At 36.3% G+C, this 20,433-nt stretch carries 15 protein-coding genes; 13 read left to right on the top strand and 2 right to left on the bottom strand.

The features are described 5' to 3' along the window. Positions 1–7 precede the first annotated feature (7 nt). The 9 genes from AsAng_RS02390 to AsAng_RS02430 all read left to right on the top strand — a co-directional run bounded on the left by AsAng_RS02390 (position 8) and on the right by AsAng_RS02430 (position 8,579). Positions 8–388 (top strand): hypothetical protein, encoded by a 381-nt coding sequence (locus AsAng_RS02390; protein ID WP_264791177.1) that lies wholly within the window; start codon positions 8–10, stop codon positions 386–388. Beyond that, complete coding sequence (locus tag AsAng_RS02395; protein WP_264791178.1) at positions 370–1,434, top strand: RHS repeat domain-containing protein; 1,065 nt, start codon at positions 370–372, stop codon at positions 1,432–1,434. The genes AsAng_RS02390 and AsAng_RS02395 overlap by 19 nt, the downstream gene beginning before the upstream one ends. 4 nt (positions 1,435–1,438) lie before the next feature. Then, entirely contained in the window at positions 1,439–2,110 is a 672-nt protein-coding gene (locus tag AsAng_RS02400) for a hypothetical protein (protein WP_264791179.1), read from the top strand. Positions 2,111–2,165: 55 nt separating this feature from the next. Next, complete coding sequence (locus AsAng_RS02405) at positions 2,166–2,528, top strand: RHS repeat-associated core domain-containing protein (RefSeq protein ID WP_264791180.1); 363 nt, start codon at positions 2,166–2,168, stop codon at positions 2,526–2,528. A 185-nt stretch (positions 2,529–2,713) separates the two neighbouring features. Next, positions 2,714–3,019 (top strand): hypothetical protein, encoded by a 306-nt coding sequence (locus AsAng_RS02410; RefSeq protein WP_264791181.1) that lies wholly within the window; start codon positions 2,714–2,716, stop codon positions 3,017–3,019. A gap of 95 nt (positions 3,020–3,114) precedes the next feature. Next, the gene (locus AsAng_RS02415; RefSeq protein WP_264791182.1) at positions 3,115–3,456 is read left to right on the top strand and encodes a hypothetical protein; all 342 of its coding nucleotides are present in this window, start codon (positions 3,115–3,117) and stop codon (positions 3,454–3,456) included. A gap of 1,138 nt (positions 3,457–4,594) precedes the next feature. Continuing rightward, entirely contained in the window at positions 4,595–6,529 is a 1,935-nt protein-coding gene (locus AsAng_RS02420; protein WP_264791183.1) for a S9 family peptidase, read from the top strand. A gap of 150 nt (positions 6,530–6,679) precedes the next feature. After that, the gene (locus AsAng_RS02425) at positions 6,680–7,768 is read left to right on the top strand and encodes a DUF4419 domain-containing protein (RefSeq protein ID WP_264791184.1); all 1,089 of its coding nucleotides are present in this window, start codon (positions 6,680–6,682) and stop codon (positions 7,766–7,768) included. A 73-nt stretch (positions 7,769–7,841) separates the two neighbouring features. Continuing rightward, positions 7,842–8,579: a DUF547 domain-containing protein gene (locus AsAng_RS02430; protein ID WP_264791185.1), complete on the top strand. Its 738-nt coding sequence runs from the start codon at positions 7,842–7,844 to the stop codon at positions 8,577–8,579. A 78-nt stretch (positions 8,580–8,657) separates the two neighbouring features. On the opposite strand, the gene AsAng_RS02435 is transcribed toward AsAng_RS02430, so the two are convergent. Beyond that, on the bottom strand, positions 8,658–10,481 hold the full coding sequence (locus tag AsAng_RS02435; protein ID WP_264791186.1) for a multicopper oxidase domain-containing protein: 1,824 nt from the start codon (positions 10,479–10,481) through the stop codon (positions 8,658–8,660). Positions 10,482–10,637: 156 nt separating this feature from the next. Then, positions 10,638–11,870, bottom strand: a complete 1,233-nt coding sequence (pepT, locus tag AsAng_RS02440; RefSeq protein ID WP_264791187.1) for a peptidase T — start codon at positions 11,868–11,870, stop codon at positions 10,638–10,640. Between the two features lie 153 nt (positions 11,871–12,023). On the opposite strand from pepT, the gene AsAng_RS02445 reads away from it, so the two are divergent. From AsAng_RS02445 to AsAng_RS02460, 4 genes are all read left to right on the top strand, one after another. After that, positions 12,024–12,944 carry an alpha/beta hydrolase gene (locus tag AsAng_RS02445; RefSeq protein ID WP_264791188.1) on the top strand — a complete coding sequence of 307 codons (921 nt, stop codon included), beginning with the start codon at positions 12,024–12,026 and terminating at the stop codon, positions 12,942–12,944. Positions 12,945–13,021: 77 nt separating this feature from the next. Further along, entirely contained in the window at positions 13,022–14,512 is a 1,491-nt protein-coding gene (locus AsAng_RS02450; RefSeq protein ID WP_264791189.1) for a hypothetical protein, read from the top strand. Positions 14,513–14,764: 252 nt separating this feature from the next. Next, a complete protein-coding gene (locus tag AsAng_RS02455) occupies positions 14,765–17,881 on the top strand; it encodes a T9SS type A sorting domain-containing protein (RefSeq protein WP_264791190.1) in 3,117 nt (1,038 codons plus the stop codon). 562 nt (positions 17,882–18,443) lie between these two features. Then, positions 18,444–20,045: a DUF4476 domain-containing protein gene (locus AsAng_RS02460; RefSeq protein ID WP_264791191.1), complete on the top strand. Its 1,602-nt coding sequence runs from the start codon at positions 18,444–18,446 to the stop codon at positions 20,043–20,045. The last annotated feature ends 388 nt before the right edge of the window (positions 20,046–20,433 follow it).

Raw genomic sequence — 20,433 nt, forward strand, 5'->3', positions numbered from 1 at the left:
AATGACAATGAAAAAAGAATTTGTTGTCTATATAAAGGAAAATCTTGAACAAGAGATTGCTTTGAAATTTCCAAGTATTAAAGAAAAGTTCAAAGATTATGAGTTTGATATTGTAATGAAATTTTTGATAACAAGCAACTCTCGAAAAGACATTTTATGGTTTGATTACGAGATAGTAGATTACTTAGAAAATATAGAGGAAGAAGGGAGTAATTACTGTGATGAAATTTGTTATTATGTATATTCTATTATACAACCAAAATTTTATCCTACATTACTATTCAATCGCCCTCATCGAAGTAATAATATTCATAGAAAGCATAAATTACCTGTCCAAGTTTCTATTTCATTGGAAGTTACAAATGGTGAATGGAAACTTTTGTATTAAAAAAAGGCAAAAGGTGTTCCTCCGCAGAAGTAGCCTACCACGGTCACGCCTTAAAAGACCACTTAGGAAATAGCCGAGTCTTTTTCTCTGATATGGATGGAGATGGAGTTGTGGAGGTAGCCCAGCATAGCAATACCAATGAGTTGTTACAACAAGAGCATTTTTACCCCTTTGGGATGGGGATTAAAGGGGAATGGAAGTTTATGCAGCCGCAAATTGGTGGCGCCAATAAATACCAGTATAATGGCATTGAAATGAACGATGATTTTGGACTGAATTGGAACATGGCTTTTTATCGTTCTTATGATGCGAGTATTGGCAGGTGGAATGGTGTTGATCCTCTATCAAACAAGTACTACAGTATGTCTCCCTATAATGGAATGGGGAATAATCCTATTATGAATACTGATCCCAAAGGTGACAGTATCATAAATTTTTATCAATCATATCAACAATACGCCTCTCTTAAAAAAGACTTAAAGAGCAATATAGCCAATGCAAAAACATCTCAAGAACGCAAGGCAGCTCGTAAAGAACTCAAAAATAACCAAGACAAAATTCGTGGGTATAGAAATTATAAAACAACAGAAAGTTTAATACAAGAGTTTAAAGCTGCAAATGAAGATGAATATAATAAGCTGAATAATTTGTCTTTTAATGGGCAGAGTATAGATATAGTTATTAGCCTAAATTCTGCCACGCTTGGAGATAAAGGGGAAGAAGGAAATACAACTATTCCATACAATCCCAAATCCCTAGATCAAGTAACAGATCACGAAACGAAAAAAGAATTTTACAGACCCAAAGAAATTTTAGGCAATAAAATTAATATCACCCTATTTCAAGAAGGGAGAAATTTAACAACTCTTGCAAATGAATTTGGTGATGCTATTTTTGCTGTTGAACAACCTGCTACAAGTTTTACGGAATCTTTCAATAAGGTTCCTTATTTAAATAAACAAGCAACCAAATTCTCATTTGATTATGAGAGAGCCATTCTAAACAAAACAGCAATCCCAAATTCCAAAAATTATAAAACATATTAAAGATATGAGACAACTCTTATGGATAGTACTCTTTGCGTTATTTACAGCAAATACAAGTATCAAAGCCCAAAAATCTGATTCTTTACTAGATGAAAGAACAAAAATGCTTCTCTTTACAAGTATAGAAGCTGATGGTAATTATGGATGTAAGATTACCTGGGATGATTGGGTAAAAACATTAGAAAATCACTATGAATATCTAAAAATCGAACATACTCATAGTAAAAAATTTATTCTTCCCAAAAACCTAGATACCATTGGTACAAGCTACCGACTTCAACTCTTTAAAATAAAAAGTTTTAATTCAGAAAATCAATCTAGATTCCTTTTACAATACACAAAGACAAGCTTACGAAATAATGTATGGTTGAGAGTTGATGGCTATGTAGAAAATGACTTGAATTTATTATTTGATCACTTTATTCGTCAAGGTACCAAGAAAAAAGATTTAAAAATAATTTTACAGGAATGGGAAAAATCTGACGAACTGTACAAGGAGCTAGATTTGTTCTGTAAATTAAAAGGCTATCTTAATAGAAAAAAAGAGCTTTCTTGCTTTAAGTCTGCTTTTTATATTGGCATTAATGATGCTACTATAGGGGCAAGCCCATTAAAGGAGAATGAGTTGAATTCTCCTTTTTCTCGTGTTCCTCTTTATGGATTTTTTTGGAAATAGGAGGCAGAAGTAGCAGACCACAGTCACGCCAGTAGTTGAAAACTATCCCTTTGGTATGACTATCAAAGGAGAATGGAAGTTTGCACAGCCTCAGGTTGGTGGCGCCAATAAATACCAGTATAATGGTAAAGAACTGAACGAGGACTTTGGCTTGAATTGGAATGACTATGGAGTAAGGTGGTATGATGCGAGTATTGGGCGTTGGAATGCCGTCGATCCATTGGCAGGAGATTATATGCCTTGGTCTGGGTATAACTATGTACTTGGAAATCCTTTAAAATATATTGATCCTGATGGGATGCGGGTGGAGGGCGATTTTTATGCTGTATTTCAAGGTAAACTTAGAAAGGTAGGGACTGATGATATTGATGATGGAAAACAGTATCATGTGAAAAATTTAAGTGCCAGAGGGCTATAATAGTGAGGGGGAAGTATATGAGGAACTTTTTAATGAGTCAATAGAAACTGGGAATGAAACAGGTGTGCAATTATATTTAGATGAAGAAACATCTAATGTTAACTTTCATTTTCCTGTATATAGCTCTAGAGTAAAAGATATTCCTTAGTGGACCAGGTCACATTATAATGAATACTGATGAAGAAATGAAGACCATAACAGGAAAGTCTAAAATAGCAGTTTTTGCAGATCTCCATACACACCCTGCTTTAGATGATTATACTCTAGAAGATGATCTAGCAATACAGAGAACTGTAGATGGCAAGAATGCTACCAAGAGGAATGTTGTTTCTTATTCTATTGATGTAAGAGAGTATATTATAAAGCACTCCCCTGCAAAAAGTTCATTCTCTGGACCTGTTTCTAATAGTGAAATAATGAAGATAAGCCCAGCAAGTGTCTATAACAATAAAGTAAGTTTAGTGAGAGATGCAATAAAAACTACCAAATGATAACAATAAATAAATTACTGATAATCTTCATAATCAGCTTGATGACAAGTTGTAGTTCACTTCGCTCCTCTCTGGAATACAAGTACATAAAACCTGTGGAGAAAATTATAGAAAAAGCTATTAATGAAATAGAGCAATCTAAGATTAAACCTTTAGAGAAGAACAAACAATCTTTGTTTATACTTTTTGAAACTTGTAATGGAGCAACTTCTATGATATTCAATTACATTGAGAATATGCCACCTAATCTTCAAAAACACATAAAGAACTCCCGTCGTTATTTATTAATAAATAATAGAAGAATCCCTATTATTTTTGATGCAGATGATGGAAGTATATATGTAAAGGAAGGTGGAATCAATTATGGTATTATTGGGGGGTATGTATTGCAGTTTGATAATGAGGGTAGTAAAATATTGTCTGGAATTGCTAATTAACTGTTTTATCAAAACAAGGAAAAGGGGGGGGCTCCATAAAAGTAGCCAACCACAGCCACGCCAGTAGTTGAAAAACTGACACATAGTTAGCCACTATGTTCTGTCATGTCTTTGGGGCTACATGTTTGTCGTCATCAGGGTGGGGACTCCTGCTTATATTTTTATTTTCAAAAGAAACAGAAGGCTCAGTAAAGCTAATAAAAACTACAAACACTTCATCGCCCTAGAGTGTTCTCCCCAATGGAGTTCACTACTAGGAGCTATCAGGTTGTGGTTAGGTTATTTTAGAAGTAGTCCAAAATAGCAATACGAATGAGTTGTTGCAGCAGGAGCATTATTATCCTTTTGGGATGCCGATTCGTGGAGAGTGGAAGTTTGTGCAGCCGCAGGTTGGAGAGAGGCAATGTAACGGCATTGATAAAAAAGGCAAAAAATGATCAAAACATTATATGTTGTATTTTCAATCTTAGTAATGTATTTTCACTATGATATATATAGTTGCATGAACTGTTCTTATAGACATGTTTGGTGGAATAGTTGGATTATAAAGCACGAGCTATGTAATTTTATACCAGTAATTTATATTGCATTACAAATCGTAAGTACATTAACGGTTGTATTAGGAATCCATAGAATTTTTTTATTGCGCCTAATTGATCCTTTAATAGGTTTGCATACTACTTTAAATATACTTTATTGGGCTTATGTAGCTTACTTTTTACAAGACTCTATTTACAATACTTACATAATGATGAATATGCTATATATGTCATTTTATATTCAATGTTTATGGGGGGATAAAAATAATATAGCTTTGGATGACCTATTAGATTCCTAAAAAAAGCAAGGCATTCCATCTCAGAAGTGAACAGAGTAGAGCAATACCAGTCCTTTTTTATTGCCTAAAGTAGAATTTTTTGAAAAACGAATAAAGTCTCTAGCAATATTATAAAGAATCAAATGCGTTTAACTACCTTTATTGGGTTGTTAAACGCATTTTTTATCATCCTTACTCCAAGTTTAAATGACAATTCCCATAGCATTAATTGTCCAATATTGAACGACTAGTTTTAATTTGTTGCTTGGTAATAAATTGGAAGAGAACGAGGAGTATTAGATTCTAATCTTATCATAAACAATGAAAAAAATATACCTAATCTTTTGCTTATCCTGCATTTGGGGGGGGCTTACAGCACAAGAAAACCTAAGCCCAAAGCAGTTGCTAGAACTCAATAGAGTTTCGGCTGTTGGATTAACAGATGACAAATCTGCTGTAATTTATCGAGCAACTCAATACGATGTTGCTGCTAATGCTAAAAGTACAACGTACTACTTGCAAGCCTTGGAAGGGGGAGCTAAAAAAAAGATTCATGATTATGCAAATTTAGTAACCGATAAACACATCTCTCCCGATGGAAAACATAAAATAGTTACTAAGGATGTAAAGATAGAACGGGTAACGGGAACAGACTTTTATCCCGAACTAAACCATTCAAATGTACAGATTTATGAAAGCTTGCAGTATCGCCATTGGGATGTCTGGGAAGATGGTGCTTATAGCCATGTATTTATCGAAAGTATTGGAGAGAAGACAATTAATAGTGTGGATATTATGGAAGGGGAACCCTATGATTGCCCAACTATGCCTTTTGGAGGGGCTGAAGATTACCTTTGGAGTCCTGATGGTAAAAAGTTGCTATATGTCAGCAAAAAATTATATGGTACAGCCTATACTAAAAGCACCAATACCGATATTTATGAATATGATTTAGCCACTAAAAATACCCAAAATTTAACAGGGTACAACAATGGTTATGATATGGCACCAGCCTTTTCTTCCAAGGGGAAATTAGCTTGGTTGCAAATGAAACGAGATGGCTACGAATCGGATAAAAATGATATTATTGTCCGTTTTAAAAATGGAGGAAAAGAGGGCGATTTGAACTTAACCAAAGATTGGGACGGAACCGTTAATGGCTTTGTTTGGAGCAATGCAGGCGATAAAATCTATTTTAATGCTCCAGTTGGAGGGACGGTTCATTTATTTGAATTGGCGATTCCGAGCTCTTATGAGGGCAAAATAGCTGCTCCCAAGCAGCTTACCAAAGGACAATTTGACGTTAATGGTCTTGTTGGGCACAATGGAAATACAATGGTGGTTTATCGTCGAGATATGAACCATGCGACAGAGTTGTATACCGTTGACCTAAGTACAGGGAAAATGAAACAGTTGACCCATGAAAATGATGCTATTTATCAAACGATTAATCAGAGTAAGGTCGTCAAGAGAATGGTTAAAACAACAGATGGGAAAGACATGGTTACTTGGGTGATTTATCCACCTAATTTTGATGAAACTAAAAAATACCCGACTTTATTGTATTGCCAAGGAGGACCTCAAGGAGCTTTGAGCCAGTTTTATTCCTTCCGTTGGAATTTTCAACTCATGGCAGCACAAGGCTATATTGTAGTCGCTCCTAATCGTCGTGGAATGCCTGGGCATGGGGTAGAATGGAATGAGCAAATTAGTGGAGATTATGGCGGACAGAATATGAAGGATTATTTGGCGGCGATTGATGATGTTGCCAAAGAGCCATACGTTGATAAGGATCGTTTGGGTTGTGTAGGTGCTAGCTATGGGGGGTATTCTTGCTTTTATTTGGCTGGAATTCACGAAAAGCGATTCAAATCCTTTATTGCCCACGATGGGATTTTTAACTGGAAATCGATGTATGGAACTACCGAAGAAATGTTCTTTGTCAACTGGGACATGGGAGGCAATTATTGGGACAAAACTAATAAAATTGCTCAACGTAGTTTTAATGAATTTAACCCCATTGAACACGTAGATAAATGGGATACACCAATCTTGGTAATACAAGGAGGCAAAGATTATAGAGTGCCAATTGGGCAAGGTTTAGAGGCGTTTAATGCCGCTCAATTGCGTGGAATCAAAAGCAAGTTGCTGTATTTTCCAGAAGAAAACCACTGGGTACTTTCTGTACAAAATGCGCTGATTTGGCAAACCGAATTTTTCAAGTGGTTGGAAGAAACCTTGGAGGTGAAGAAATAGTAGGATTGAGCCAAATTTTGTGATTAAATTATTGGAGAACCTATTTTATGTGTCTTTGCATAAAATAGGTTTTTTTTGAACAGTTGTAACCGAATACCCCTTTGGAGTTATCAATAGGATAGCAAGAATAACTTATTATAAATAAAGACCATGAAAGTAAATCAAATTAAAGAACTTGTATTTAAAGTCGATGATGTTGAACAAGAAACGGAGCTTTTTGAAACTCATAATGGCTTAGAACAAATTGAAAAAGCATTTCCTAATAAAATAGCAGCATCTATTCAAGACGATAAGTCTTATTGGTTTACTTATGTGACAGGAGAGGAGTATCATCAATTTTTGTTAATGTTGGATGCAGGATTTAATAGGCACAAACCAATTACAATTAGTCCAGATAATCTGTGGTTGCTCATTTGTCAAGGTTTTGCAGAACATGTTAAGCAAAACGCTTGGTTGTTGAAACATAAATTGGTCAATTTTGGGCTTGGTAAAAGAACAATAACCGTAGAAGTTGATGAATATAAACCAGATTGGGAGCAAGCAATAGAGGATGTTTGTGAGCAGATTTCTAGCTACACTAAAAAAGATATTTACGCTACAGTAGTACTTGATTTTTCTACGACAACATTAGTAGAAAAAACGGCTTTTGGAATTACCTTTATGGATGCTGTCTCTAAATATTTTGTGTATGAAGGGACTAGTATTTGCGGTTTTCCTGCTATTAAATTAACAGGAGAAGTAGCTGACTATCAAAAAATGATTTTAAGCCTTCAAGCTTTGAAAGGTTATGGGCTTAAATGGTGGATCGCTCCTTTAATTGAAATTTTAAATAAAATCATAGCTACCTTAAATGGAAATGTTGATCGAAAATTTTGGCAATCGCTCTATCGATATGAGTTGGAGGCAATGTCAGGTGGAAAAAGTAGAGTAACTGGTTGGATTACTAAATTCTTTCCTTATGTAAAAAATACCAAGTTTTGGAAGTTGAGAAAGGGAATGAGGAAGAATCCTTATTTGTTTGGCAACTATAGAATTGATTTAGATCTCGAGGACTTTCCATCTGGAATAGCAAAAGTTCCTTTTGATTGGCATACCATGGAAAAAGGGACTCGAAAACTAGATTTATTAGCAGGATTTATTGGTAATGCAGAAAATACAGAAACAGGCTTTTTAAGTACTGAAATTAATTGGATCATTGACGAACGAATCAACAATTCTCCCCAACAATCAACCTTTTAGCCGTTTAAACGTTTTGTTTAGTGGACAGACCTAAGCTTAATTCATCTCACGATTCAAAAACATTAAAAAATTTATGAAAAATGTAATTATTGGGCTATTAATTCTGACTGCTTTTTTCGCTGCTTGTGACAAAACTACTCCAACTCCAACAACCAAAGATTGGAACCATGATTTATGGGACGGTTTATTGGCACAGTATGTAAATGCGGCAGGAGATGTGAATTATGCAGGGCTAAAAAATGAGCAATCAACCGTAGAGGAATACCTGAATCTCTTAAGCGATCATGCTCCTAGTTCAACTTGGTCAGCCAACAAAGAAATGGCCTATTGGGTGAATCTATACAATGCCTTTACCATTTATAATATTCTAAAGGAATATCCTGTGGCATCCATTATGGATATTGACAATGGGATGATTTGGGATCAGCGAAAGGTAAGGGTAGGAGATACAGAATATACACTCAATCAGATTGAACAAGAGCGTTTGCTGGCTAAATTTAGCGAGCCTAGAGTGCATTTTGCTGTCAATTGCGCTGCTGCATCTTGCCCACCTTTGTTAAACAAGGCGTGGACAGAAGATAATATTCAACAATATTACACCGATCAAGCTCGTACGTTTATTAACGATACCAATTATAATTTAATTCAAACCAATAACATAGAAGTATCCGAAATTTTTAACTGGTATGCTGCTGATTTTGGGGGGAGCAGTCAAATTGTGAGTTATATTCAACAATATGCCGATAGCACCATTGCCAATAATGCCACCGTTCAATACAAAACCTATGATTGGAGTTTGAATGAACAATAGTAACCATTGGAAATTTGAAGGAGTGACAAAGGACTATACTTGTCAACGCTTCAAATTTCCAAATTTATTTTTTAGAATCTATTTCAGCAGTACTTTATGGACAAATTTTCCATCTGTATTTGTCCATTCAATCAGTAACAAGCCCTTAGCTAATCCTTGGGTAGAAATAGCGGTAGCTCCCTTAAATGGAGCTAGTTTTTGAGTCGTTAACAAACGTCCTTGGAGGTCAAAAATTCGAATTTGACTCACTTCTTCACAAGTTCCTTCTAGATATAATTTATCTTCTGTTGGATTGGGGTATAATTTGGCAGCATTGGCTAAAGCTTTATATTTATTAACCCCAACAGATAAGCCATTCCAGACAACAAATTGCCCCATCATACCTTTGTCCTCGTGTGGCAAAATATGGCAATGATACATATACGTACTATCTGGAGCAATGGCAGTACCAAAATCTTCAAAAGCAGCAACATAGCTTAACTTCCAACCTGGAAGGATCAAGACATCATCTAAAGGACCTTTAAAAACATGTGGCATGGTAGTAGGATCAATCGCAACATTATTGGAATCTAAGATCTGAGTTACAAAAAAGTGAATATCATGAATATGCCAAGGATGTGCCACCCCTGTATTGTTGTTAATCGTCCAAATTTCTGTACTATCCAATAAAACCGTGTCATTAACAACCATCATATCCATTGGAGTATTGTCTATTAGGTAGCCCCCTGTATTAGGAGCCCCTGTAAATTCCTTAACACGTGTTTTGGTATAGGAATAATAAGGGGGCGTTTCTAGAGGGTGCAATGGAATAGGAAAGCTTGAAATTGGGCTATTGGGTAAGGTATTGGGCTGCACAATAATTTTTAACAAGGTTACATCTGTTGCATAATTATTGGTAGTTGACGGGTTGCCAATAACACCATTAGGAATCGAATTGGCATAATTAATCAGATAAAGCGTATCACCTGCTCGCCCTCTCAAATCTACCAACCATTCTGTACGAGCACCAGGGGGAATCAATACTTCATTCATCGCATAAGAAGAATCTGTATATCCTGCATCTGTCGCAATAAATTGAAAGCCCTCAGGATTTAGGTTCAGGTCACCTACGCCAAGGTTAAACGAAAATTTAGCATCTCCATTGAGTATTCTTAGGCGCACCATATTGGCAGGAACTTCTAAGTAAGGATCAACAACGCCGTTTATAATATATTGATAGTTATCTTTGTAACCCCCTCCATTTTGACCACAACAGCCACCTTTTATAATCAGTGTGCCTGCGCTATCTCGAACAAAGCGTTTGGTTTGGATCACCAAAGGAATGTCATCTACTCCATAATCGTGCGGGATTAAATTGTGAATGGCAACTAAGGTTGAATCGTCATAGGCATTCGGAGGGTCTTCAACATAGATCATCCCAGACATGCCCATCTGAACTTGCTCGTAAGTTGTTCCCATAGCGTGGGGGTGATACCACATGGTTGCCGATTTATCCATTACTTCAAAGTCAATCTTCCAAGTACTATTGGTGTCAATTAATTGGTGTGGTCCTCCATCTGCATGAACAGGAACATGAGCCCCATGCCAATGGGTAGTGGTTGGGTGAGGCAGATTGTTGCGGACTTCTGTGTGAATCTGATAACCATAATTCCAAGCAATAGAAGGCCCTAAGTAAGTATTCGAATTACTGTCCATCTGATTGTAGGCATAGGTTGTAATTAAGGTATTTAGGCTGTCTACACCATTAGGATTAAAATTGTGTTGATGGACATCAACCTTCAATAAAATGGTATCTGAATTAATAAGATAAGGAATGGGGAGTGGATTGACAAAATTCTGTGCCGTAGCACTGCCAAAACAGAAAAGTAAAAAGAATAAGAAGTGTGTGTGAAATGTTTTCATGTAGAAGAATTTTAAATTAAAAAAAATTATAATTTAAAATAATAAAAAAGAATGAAAACAATTAATAGTGAGGCAGATTAGATGGGGTGAAAATTTGAAGGGAAGCTATTGGATGTATAGGCTACGCCTTCAAATTTTCAACCTACAGATGAAATTTTACCATTCTCTGCTTTCCATTAGTTTGGCAATTTCAACAATTGTTTCTGTTGCCGAAACAATAGACTCTAGTGCCACATATTCATAACGACTATGAAAGTTGAGTCCTCCAGCAAAAATATTAGGGCAAGGCAGTCCCATAAAAGACAATCTAGAGCCATCTGTTCCCCCACGAATTGGACGAGTAATAGGCGTCATTCCTAAATTGCTAATGGCTTCACGAGCTAATTCTACAATGTGCATAACAGGGCGCACTTTCTCCGCCATATTATAATACTGATCGGTCAAGGTTAGGCTAATACAGTCATTGTGCGTATGATTTAGTTGTTCTACTAAATTTTGAACCGTTGCTTTTTTTGCTTCAAATTTCTCTTTGTCGTGATCTCTGATGATGTAGCGCAATTCGGTTTTATCAACATCGCCCTTAACAGACAAAAGATGGTAAAAACCTTCGTAGCCTTCTGTTTTTTCAGGAACCTCTTCGGTTTTTAAGGTTTGAATGATATCAGCAGCAATGTACATTGAATTAATCATCTTATCTTTAGCAGAACCAGGATGTACAATTTTGCCTTGAATATCAATTGCTGCATAAGCCGCATTAAAGTTTTCATATTCAATCTCACCAGGCAATGAGCCATCCATCGTATAAGCCCACTCTGCACCAAATTTTTCAACATCAAACAAATCCGCACCACGCCCTACTTCTTCGTCAGGAGTAAAGCAAATTCGGATTTTACCATGTTTGATTTCGGGATGGTTGATTAGATATTCCATAGCAGAAACAATTTCCGTAACGCCTGCTTTGTCATCTGCTCCCAACAAGGTCATCCCATTGGTAGTAATCATTGTTTGCCCCTTAAACTGAACCATTTCAGGGAATTCTTCCGTTCTAAGAACAATATTTTCTTCTTCATTTAATACCAAATCGCCGCCTTCATAATTCTCCCATACAATAGGAGCACAGCCTGTAGCTGTAAAATCAGGAGAGGTGTCAATATGAGCAACAAAACCTACGGTAGGAATTTTTTTGTCCGTATTGGCAGGGAGTGTTGCCATGATGTAACAATGTTCGTCAATTTCAACCTCACTTAAACCAATTGCTTTTAATTCTTCAACAATTTGATTGGCCAAAATGAATTGTTTATCTGTACTAGGAATTTTATCAACTCCAAATTCAGATTGTGTATCTACTTTTACATAGCGTAAAAATCGGTCTAAAATCTGTTCTTTCATTATTCTAGTTTAATTAGTAGTAAAGTTTGGACTCGTTTTATTGGGGCAGTAAGTTACTTAAAGTCCAGAACTTTTTTTATATTATTAGAACCAAAGTTCAGCTAATTTTAAGGCTTCTTTTATAACTCAAAAAACGCTATCCGCTCCATTCCTATGAAAAATAAAGGCTTAAAAGTATTGGGTGTTTTACTGTTGTTGTTATTGCTTATCCTAGTTGTTGTTGTCGAATTTGTAGCACCTTATGCGATCGTAATGCCTCCTAGATTAGTACTTAAGGAACATCCAGAACGTTTTCCTAATGGGGTTTTTCCAACAGATTTTAACCTGAAAACAAAAGTACTCGATTTGCAAACTTCAGATAAAAAATACTTATCCAATTACTTGGTTTTATCCAATTTAGATAGCTGTCGAGGAACCATCATTATGTTGCATGGGATAGGAGGATGTAAAGAGGACTATTTGGGCAGCGCTCAAAATATAGCAAGGTTAGGTTATAATTGCCTGATTTATGATGCACGGGCACATGGGCAGAGCGAAGGAGAATATTGCACCTTTGGTTTTCTTGAAAAAGAAGACGTTAAAACAGTAGTAACCGCTATCCTTAAGGATAATCCTACGACAAAAATTGGTTTGTGGGCAAGTTCTATGGGAGGGGCTGTTGCCTTACAGGCTTTGGCAATAGACCAAAGAATCGATTTTGGAATTGTAGAAAGCACCTTTACAAGCTTACCAGAGGTCGTTTACAATTATCAAAAACGTTATTGCCGTGGCATAGGGCTGCGTTGGGTCAGCAATCGAGTCCTTGCTAAAGCAGGTAGAATAGCAGGCTTTGATCCCTTTGAGGTTCGTCCAATTGATGCTTGTACTCAAATAGCACAACCTATTCTAATCAATCATGGAGATGCCGATCTCAACATTGATATTAAATATGGGAAGGCTCTTTTTGAAGCCTTAGCGACTGAGAACAAACAATTTTATACGGTAAAGGGAGGTGGGCATGATAACTTATATTCGATTGGTGGCATAGACTATACCCATACTATATTTGATTTTATGGCGTTAAATTTTAAGTGAGTATCTGTAACTTATTGGTTAGTTTGTACTTATTGTAAAGAATCGACCTATCGTTCTACCAAAGAAAACAAAAACGTATGAAATATATCGCACCTGTTATTTTATTCTGTATACTGAATTTCACCAGTAGCTATGGGCAAGGGCATACCCCTGGTTTGAGCCCAGAAGACACCCTCTCTTTTATAAAAATGGAACTCACTAACCCCGATGGCACTCCCTACGCCAATTCATTGGTGGTCTTAAAAGGAGAAAAAGGGCATTGGGTAAAGGTGATGACAGGAAAAGATGGGCGTGTTAAAGCCAAGGTTCCTTTTGATGAAATTTATACGGTACATTGCGGGGAGCATACTTGTATGAGAAAAATTAAAGTCAATGCATTTCCTTATGTTACTTATAATTACAAGGCCTATACACAGCGATTTATTTATTTTACATTTACTTATCAAAATATAAATGGAGAGCGCCTGAAAGGGGAAGAGGTAGTACTGCATTCTTCAACTGGAAAAACATATATGGACAGTACCAATCAAGAGGGGCAAGTTTCGTTTTATCTACCATTTGACCCTTCATTTCGAATTGCTGTCAAGTACCATGATAATGTAAAAACAATAACACCTAGAGATGTCGGCAAAGAATATAAGCTTATGACAACCGTTTTTACTTGGATGGGAGCAAGAGAAAAAGAACGACGGGCACACATTGCCGATTCGCTAGCTAGATTGGCGCATCTAAGTGCTACTGAGTTATTAGATTCTTTGGTGGCTTCTGGAAAAGGAGGGGAGATTGCAGAAAAGGACATTTATATTCCTATTAATTACGATAGTACCGAGTGGGTAATAAAGATGTTGGGAGAAAAAGCTAAACAGTATCATTCCAAGTTAAAGGAAAATCCTGCTTTTTTTGAGCAAAAAAATAAAACAGTCTTGGCGCCCTTGTATCGTTTGAGAAAAAAAATGGCACAAAAAATCATTGTTACTGATATAACAGGATCTATGTATGGTTATACCGAAGAAGTCGTGTTGTGGCATGCGCTCAATTTTATGGAAAACTCACCTAAGAAATATTTGTTCTTCAACGATGGTGATCATAAAGCAACCGCTCAAAAAACAATTGGATCAACGGGAGGACTATATTTTTGCCAAGGACAAATTAAGGATTTTAAAACCATTCTTAATAGCATGCGCAAAGGGATGCGTAATGGAGGAGGAGGAGATGGCCCCGAAAATGATATTGAGGCTTTATTGGCGGCAAAGCAGCATTGTAATGAAGGGCATGAAATTTTTTTAATAGCAGATAATTACAGCCCGATAAGAGATTTAGAATTGATGGAGCAACTCAATGTACCCATTCGAATTATTTTATGTGGCGTAGAGTATAAAAGCTGCTTTAGAGATCATCAAATTAATGAAGAATACCTAAATTTAGCGCATGCAACGGGAGGTTCTATTCATTTAATTAAAGAAGATATTTATCATATTGCTCAAATCAAAGAAGGTGAAACGATTACCATCAATAAAAATGATTACCATTTTGTTAATGGTCGCTTTCTTTTGCAAAAGAAAATGTGAAAAAAATAGTTAAAAGAACTTTATATTTTTAAGGTGTTATTTTTGTTTGATAAAAGTTTTTTTAGTTTATAGGGTTGTATTTATTTTGATTTTGTGTTGGTTGTGGATATTTATTTTTTGTAAGTGTATTTTTTTTGAATAAAAAAGTCTTTTTATTGCCCTAAGGCTTTATCTATTATTGTAGTGTTAAAACGGGTAACCGCACCTCAATTTTAATAATTACGTTTAATTCAAAAAAATCATAACCAACTTATGAAAGTCTTTAATTATTTAACATTAGCCATGATATTCCTATTTGGCGTAAATGCTAGCTTACAGGCACAGTGTACGGCTTCGTTTACTCATACCAATACAGGGAATACCTACAATTTTACCTCATCGGTGAGTGGGGGTCTTTTTAATCCTGTTTACATTTGGACCATTGATGACTATAGCAACTATACCAATCATACGCTTTATGGAGCCAATCCATCGTTCACCTTTGGAGGAACGCCAGCAATCGGTTATCATTATGTCTGTTTGACGGTTTTGGATTCTATAACAGGATGCCAAACAACTTATTGTGACTCTATCTATGTAAACAATGGAGGAAACCCATGTGCAGGATTTAGCGGCAGCTTTACCTATACGAATAGTGGTAGTACTTTTAATTTTACATCAGCAGTAACGGGGGGAGCAGCAATTTTTTATAATTGGAACTTTCATGGGTTAGGAACCTCTAATGCCCCTAATCCATCTTTTACTTATCCTGGACAAGGGTGGTATGCTGTTGACATGACAGTGATCGATACGATTTCAGGATGTCAGCATACACAGCATGATTCTGTTTATGTTTCGGGAGGAAACTCTAATCCATGCGCAGGACACTCCGTTAGTTATACATCAAGTGTATCTGGAAATAATGTGACGCTTACAGGGCAATCAACGGGTTATCACCCAATAACCTCTACAATGTATTATGTAGACGGAAATACGAATGCTTACTTGGGAAGTGGGGCTAATCTTACCTTGACGTTGCCAAATGGAACACATTATATTTGCTTTTATGCAGCAGGGACTGTTTTTGATTCTTTAACCAATACTTATGATTCATGTGGTAGTGTATATTGTGATACTATTGTTGTGAATGGTAATAATAATCCATGTGCGAATACATTTGTATCGTTTGGAGATTCTACAGGAGCGGGTAACAATACACATTTCTATTCTTTTGTTGGTGGTTTTCAAGCTGGCGCTTACTACTTGTGGGATTTTGGAAATGGTACTTATAGCAGTGCGATGAACCCAACGGTACAGTTGTCAAATGGCTGGCACTATGTATGTTTGACGGTAGATGATTCTAGTTGTGTAGAAACTTATTGTGATTCTATCTATGTACAAAATAGTGGAAATCCATGTAACACATCAGTATGGTTTGTTGATTCTATAGGAGCAGGTAACAATACACATTTTTATTCTTTTGTTAGTGGTTTCCAAGCTAGTACTTACTTCTCATGGGATTTTGGAAATGGTACGTATAGCAATGCGATGAACCCAACGGTACAATTGTCAAATGGCTGGCACTATGTATGTTTGACAGTAGGCGATTCTAATTGTGTAGAAACCTATTGTGATTCTATCTATGTACAAAATAATGGAAATCCATGTGCAGGATTTGCTGGTACCTTTAACTATACAACAAGCGGAACGACTGTTAATTTTACAAGTACAATAACAGGAGGTACTCCTTCTTATGGGTACTACTGGAACTTTGGAGATGGTAACTTCGGATTTGGAGCGAATCCGTCTCATACTTATGCTGTTGGTACTTCTTATGGAGTAACGTTGACGATTTCTGATACTACTGGATGTTCTTATACTTATTACGACACCGTTACAGTAGGAAATGGAGGAAATCCATGTGCCAATACATTTGTATCATTTGGAGATTCTACAGGAGCAGGTAACAATGTACATTTCTATTCTTTTGTTGGAGGCTTCCAAGCTGGTGCTTACTACACATGGGATTTTGGAAATGGTACTTATAGCAATGCAATGAACCCAACGGTGCAATTGTCAAATGGCTGGCACTATGTATGCTTGACGGTAGATGATTCTAGTTGTGTAGAAACCTATTGTGATTCTATCTATGTACAAAACAATGGTGGTGGTTGTACTCAAAATGAAGTAACTTTGACCATCAATTTGGACAATTACGCAGGTGAAACTTCTTGGGAAGTGACCGATGCAAGTGGTGCTGTAGTTGGAAGTTTTTCTTATCCTCCATTTATGAGCGCTAGCACAATGACACATACACTTTGTTTGCCAAATGGTTGTTATAACTTTACAATCTATGATAGCTATGGAGACGGAATTTGTTGCCAATATGGTCAAGGTGACTATGCTTTGGTAGACAATTCAACTGGAGCTACTTTGGCTGCTGGTGGAGCCTTTGCTTACGCTGAAACTACTAACTTCTGTGTGGGTGGAGCATCTAACCCATGTGGAGCCTTTGCTAATAGCTACTTTACTTATACTGTAGATTCAACAGGAACGGTTTCGTTTGCTCCTCAAATTGTAGGAAACCAATATCCACTAAACTTCAACTGGGATTTTGGTAACGGAAACACTTCTACTGCTTCTCACCCAACCTTTACATTTGCTACCAATGGTTACCATGTGGTATGTTTGACAGCTGACTCTGCTGGTTGTACGTTTACTTACTGTGATACGATTATGATTACTACTAATAACAATGGAAATCCAGCAGGACCATGTGTTAATCTAACAGCAGATATTAACATCAACCAAGATTCAACAAACCCATTCTTATTGTGGATGCAACCTGTTGTTAGTGGTGCGGCAGCTAATGCTCAATTTACATTTGTATGGGATTTTGGTGACAATACAGGAGGATTCTCTGGCTCACCAACACATATTTACAACAGCTATGGTTCTTATGTAGTTTGCTTAATGGCAGTAGATAATGTTAATGGTTGTGTAGTTACATTCTGTGATACAATTACAATTGACTCAAGCGGAAACTTTAGCCGTAACTTTACAAAGCCTGGATTTACAGTAAATACTTTGCCTCCAGTAATTAATTTCTATACAGCTGTAGAGCAAGTAGAACAAACAGATGTTGCCATCAACTTGTTCCCTAATCCAGCTCGTGAAACAGTGAACTTAGCAATTAATACAACTGAAGCAATCAATGGTACAGTTGCTATCTTAGACGTTACTGGTAAAATTGCTTACCACCAAGTATTGGATTTAGACGCAGGCGAGCAACAAGTAACACTTCCTGTTAGTGAATTGCCAGCTGGTATTTACTTAGTAAAATTAACTAGCGAAACAACACAAAAAACGATGAAATTCATCAAAGAATAATAAGAAGAAATTATTTAGCAATACTCCGTTGATTTTTTAACGGAGTATTAATTTAAAATAACCTATTTATAAGTAATGGGGCAAAATTATTTATAGAATTTGCAGTAAAAGATTTTTGATATTAACAAGGCGAAAAACACAGTCATAGCCTTAGCTATGGCGAGTATTTTCAACACAGTTAAGATTAAAAAGATTGCTCGAATAAACTATCAATAATTTAGATTCATTACTTAAATAGGATATAGGGTGTGAATAAAGCCAGAGTTTGAGGAAGCTCTGGCTTTTCTTTTTTTTATAAAAAAGCAAAAAACTATCTCACGAGTGTAACGAACCGACCTCAGGGAACTCATAAGCGCTAGCGCACTAGCTAATTAACGCAGTATTATCAATAGAAAAAACAATTAAATAATCATTTTATGAGTTGTTGGTAATGGGCTTGTTTTTAGGTGCTTAGGTTTTGTATTGTCTTGCTTGTTTAGTATTGATGCATGATATGGGCTTCTAATGGTACACTTTTGGCATTGTGAAGACTATTAATTACTTTGAGCAAAAAATAACAACTATGAAAACTATATACACACTAGTCACACTATTTAGCGTTCTTGTTTTGGGGCAAGCACAGCATTATCACCCACATCCTATCCCAATGTCAGAAGCAGAATTTGGACAAGCACTTAGACACATACAACAAGAGTCTTTTGACGATGGCAAAATGAGAATTGCGAAAGGAGTAATTAATGGGAACTATGTTTTGGCAGGTCAAGTAAAAACGATGATAAAGGAATTTTCATTCAAGGACAGTCAAGAAAAATTGGCCATGTATGCGTACCCAAAAACTTACGACCAAAAGAACTATTATATGATTTATGATGTTTTTACGTTTTCATCAAGTAAGGATAAAGTAAGTCAATGGGTCAGCACACAACCTATTATTGATTATCAAAGTGACCCTTATTATGGTCCCATCCCAATGACAGATGCAGAATTTTCGCAAGCGCTCCAATATGTACGAAACGAATCGTTTGACAATGGCAAAATGAGGGTTGCAAAGCAGTTGATTGATGGCAATTACATTTATACCCGTCAGGTAAAAGTATTGATTAAAGAATTTAGTTTCAAAGGAGGGCAAGAAGACATTGCTCGTTATGCATACCCAAAAACTTACGATCAAAAAAACTATTATATGGTTTTTGATGCTTTTACTTTTTCTTCGAGCAAACGTGAATTGGATGAATGGTTAGAAGGACAGCCTATTCATGATTATAATCGCCCATCTCATTTAAATCATGGAGGGATTAATCACAATTCTAATTTGGGACAGGGAGGAAATGGAAATGGATGGAATAATTCCCCCAATAACGGACGCCCCAACGGAACTCCTAATAACAATAATTGGAACACCAATAATCCCAATAATGGTCGTCCTAATGGAATGCCCAACACCAATAATAGTAACAACAACAATAATAACACTTGGAACAATAATCGTCCAAACCATAATGGAACAGTAGGTATTAACCCAATTAATAACGGAAATACAACCAATGATAAAGTGGTGCTTTCTGATGCTGAGTTTGCTAATGTAAAGGCGCAAATTGCTGCTTTGGCAACAGATCGAGAGAAACTTGTTCGTGCCAAACAAATCAGCGATCAAACCTATTGGTCGGCACATCATGTAAAAGAGTTGATGCGGCTATTTATTTTTGAAGACATTCGATTGGATTTTGCGAAGTACGCCTATGCCAAAACAGTCGATCAACGAAACTATTATTTGGTAAAAGAAACGTTGACAGATTCCAATAAAAAGCGTGAATTGAATGAATACATTCAAAGGATGGGAGGGAGTCAAAATAATCCTACCAGTGGCAATCCTATACAGGCTATGTCTATACGAGATTTTGCAACCGCAAAAAGCAAGATTGAGGCTTTTTCTTCTGATAAGGATCGATTTGAAGAAGCAAAGGTGGTTATTTCAGCTAATTTTCTAACAACAGAACAAATTAAGGAAATTATGGGCTTGTTTATTTTTGAAGATGTTCGATTGGATTTTGCTAAACAGGCCTACCAAAAAACATTTGACCCACAAAATTACGCAAGTATCAAAGCTGCCTTAGTGAATCGATCAAGCCAACAAGAATTACAGCGTTATCTAGATCAATATTAATAGAAGAGCGCCCATTCTTTAGTTTAGAAAGGCATTGCTAGAGTGTAAATTTTATTCGATAAAAAAAACTACCAAACCTCCTAAGAGGTTCAGTAGTGAGGTGTTATTATAGTGTGTTACGATAAATATAAGGAAAAAAGTTAATTCACAGCATAATGAAAGAATTTTTATCGAACTGTATTCAGAGTGATTTAAATTTAAAGCTTTGTATCTAGTAAAAGTTTTTTTATAATAAAGGTTCTTTGATGAATTGTGTGACAAGCACTAACAAAGGGTAAGCTTTCTGCTACTTTTAGCTTCGCTGCTAGGCATCCCCGTTGGTACACCATACCAAACTGCTCGTGCACTACGTTTATGTGGTTTAGAAGAAAGTTTATAGGTAGTAAGT

Origin of the sequence: Aureispira anguillae (assembly GCF_026000115.1) — a bacterium.
GTDB classification, from domain to species: domain Bacteria; phylum Bacteroidota; class Bacteroidia; order Chitinophagales; family Saprospiraceae; genus Aureispira; species Aureispira anguillae.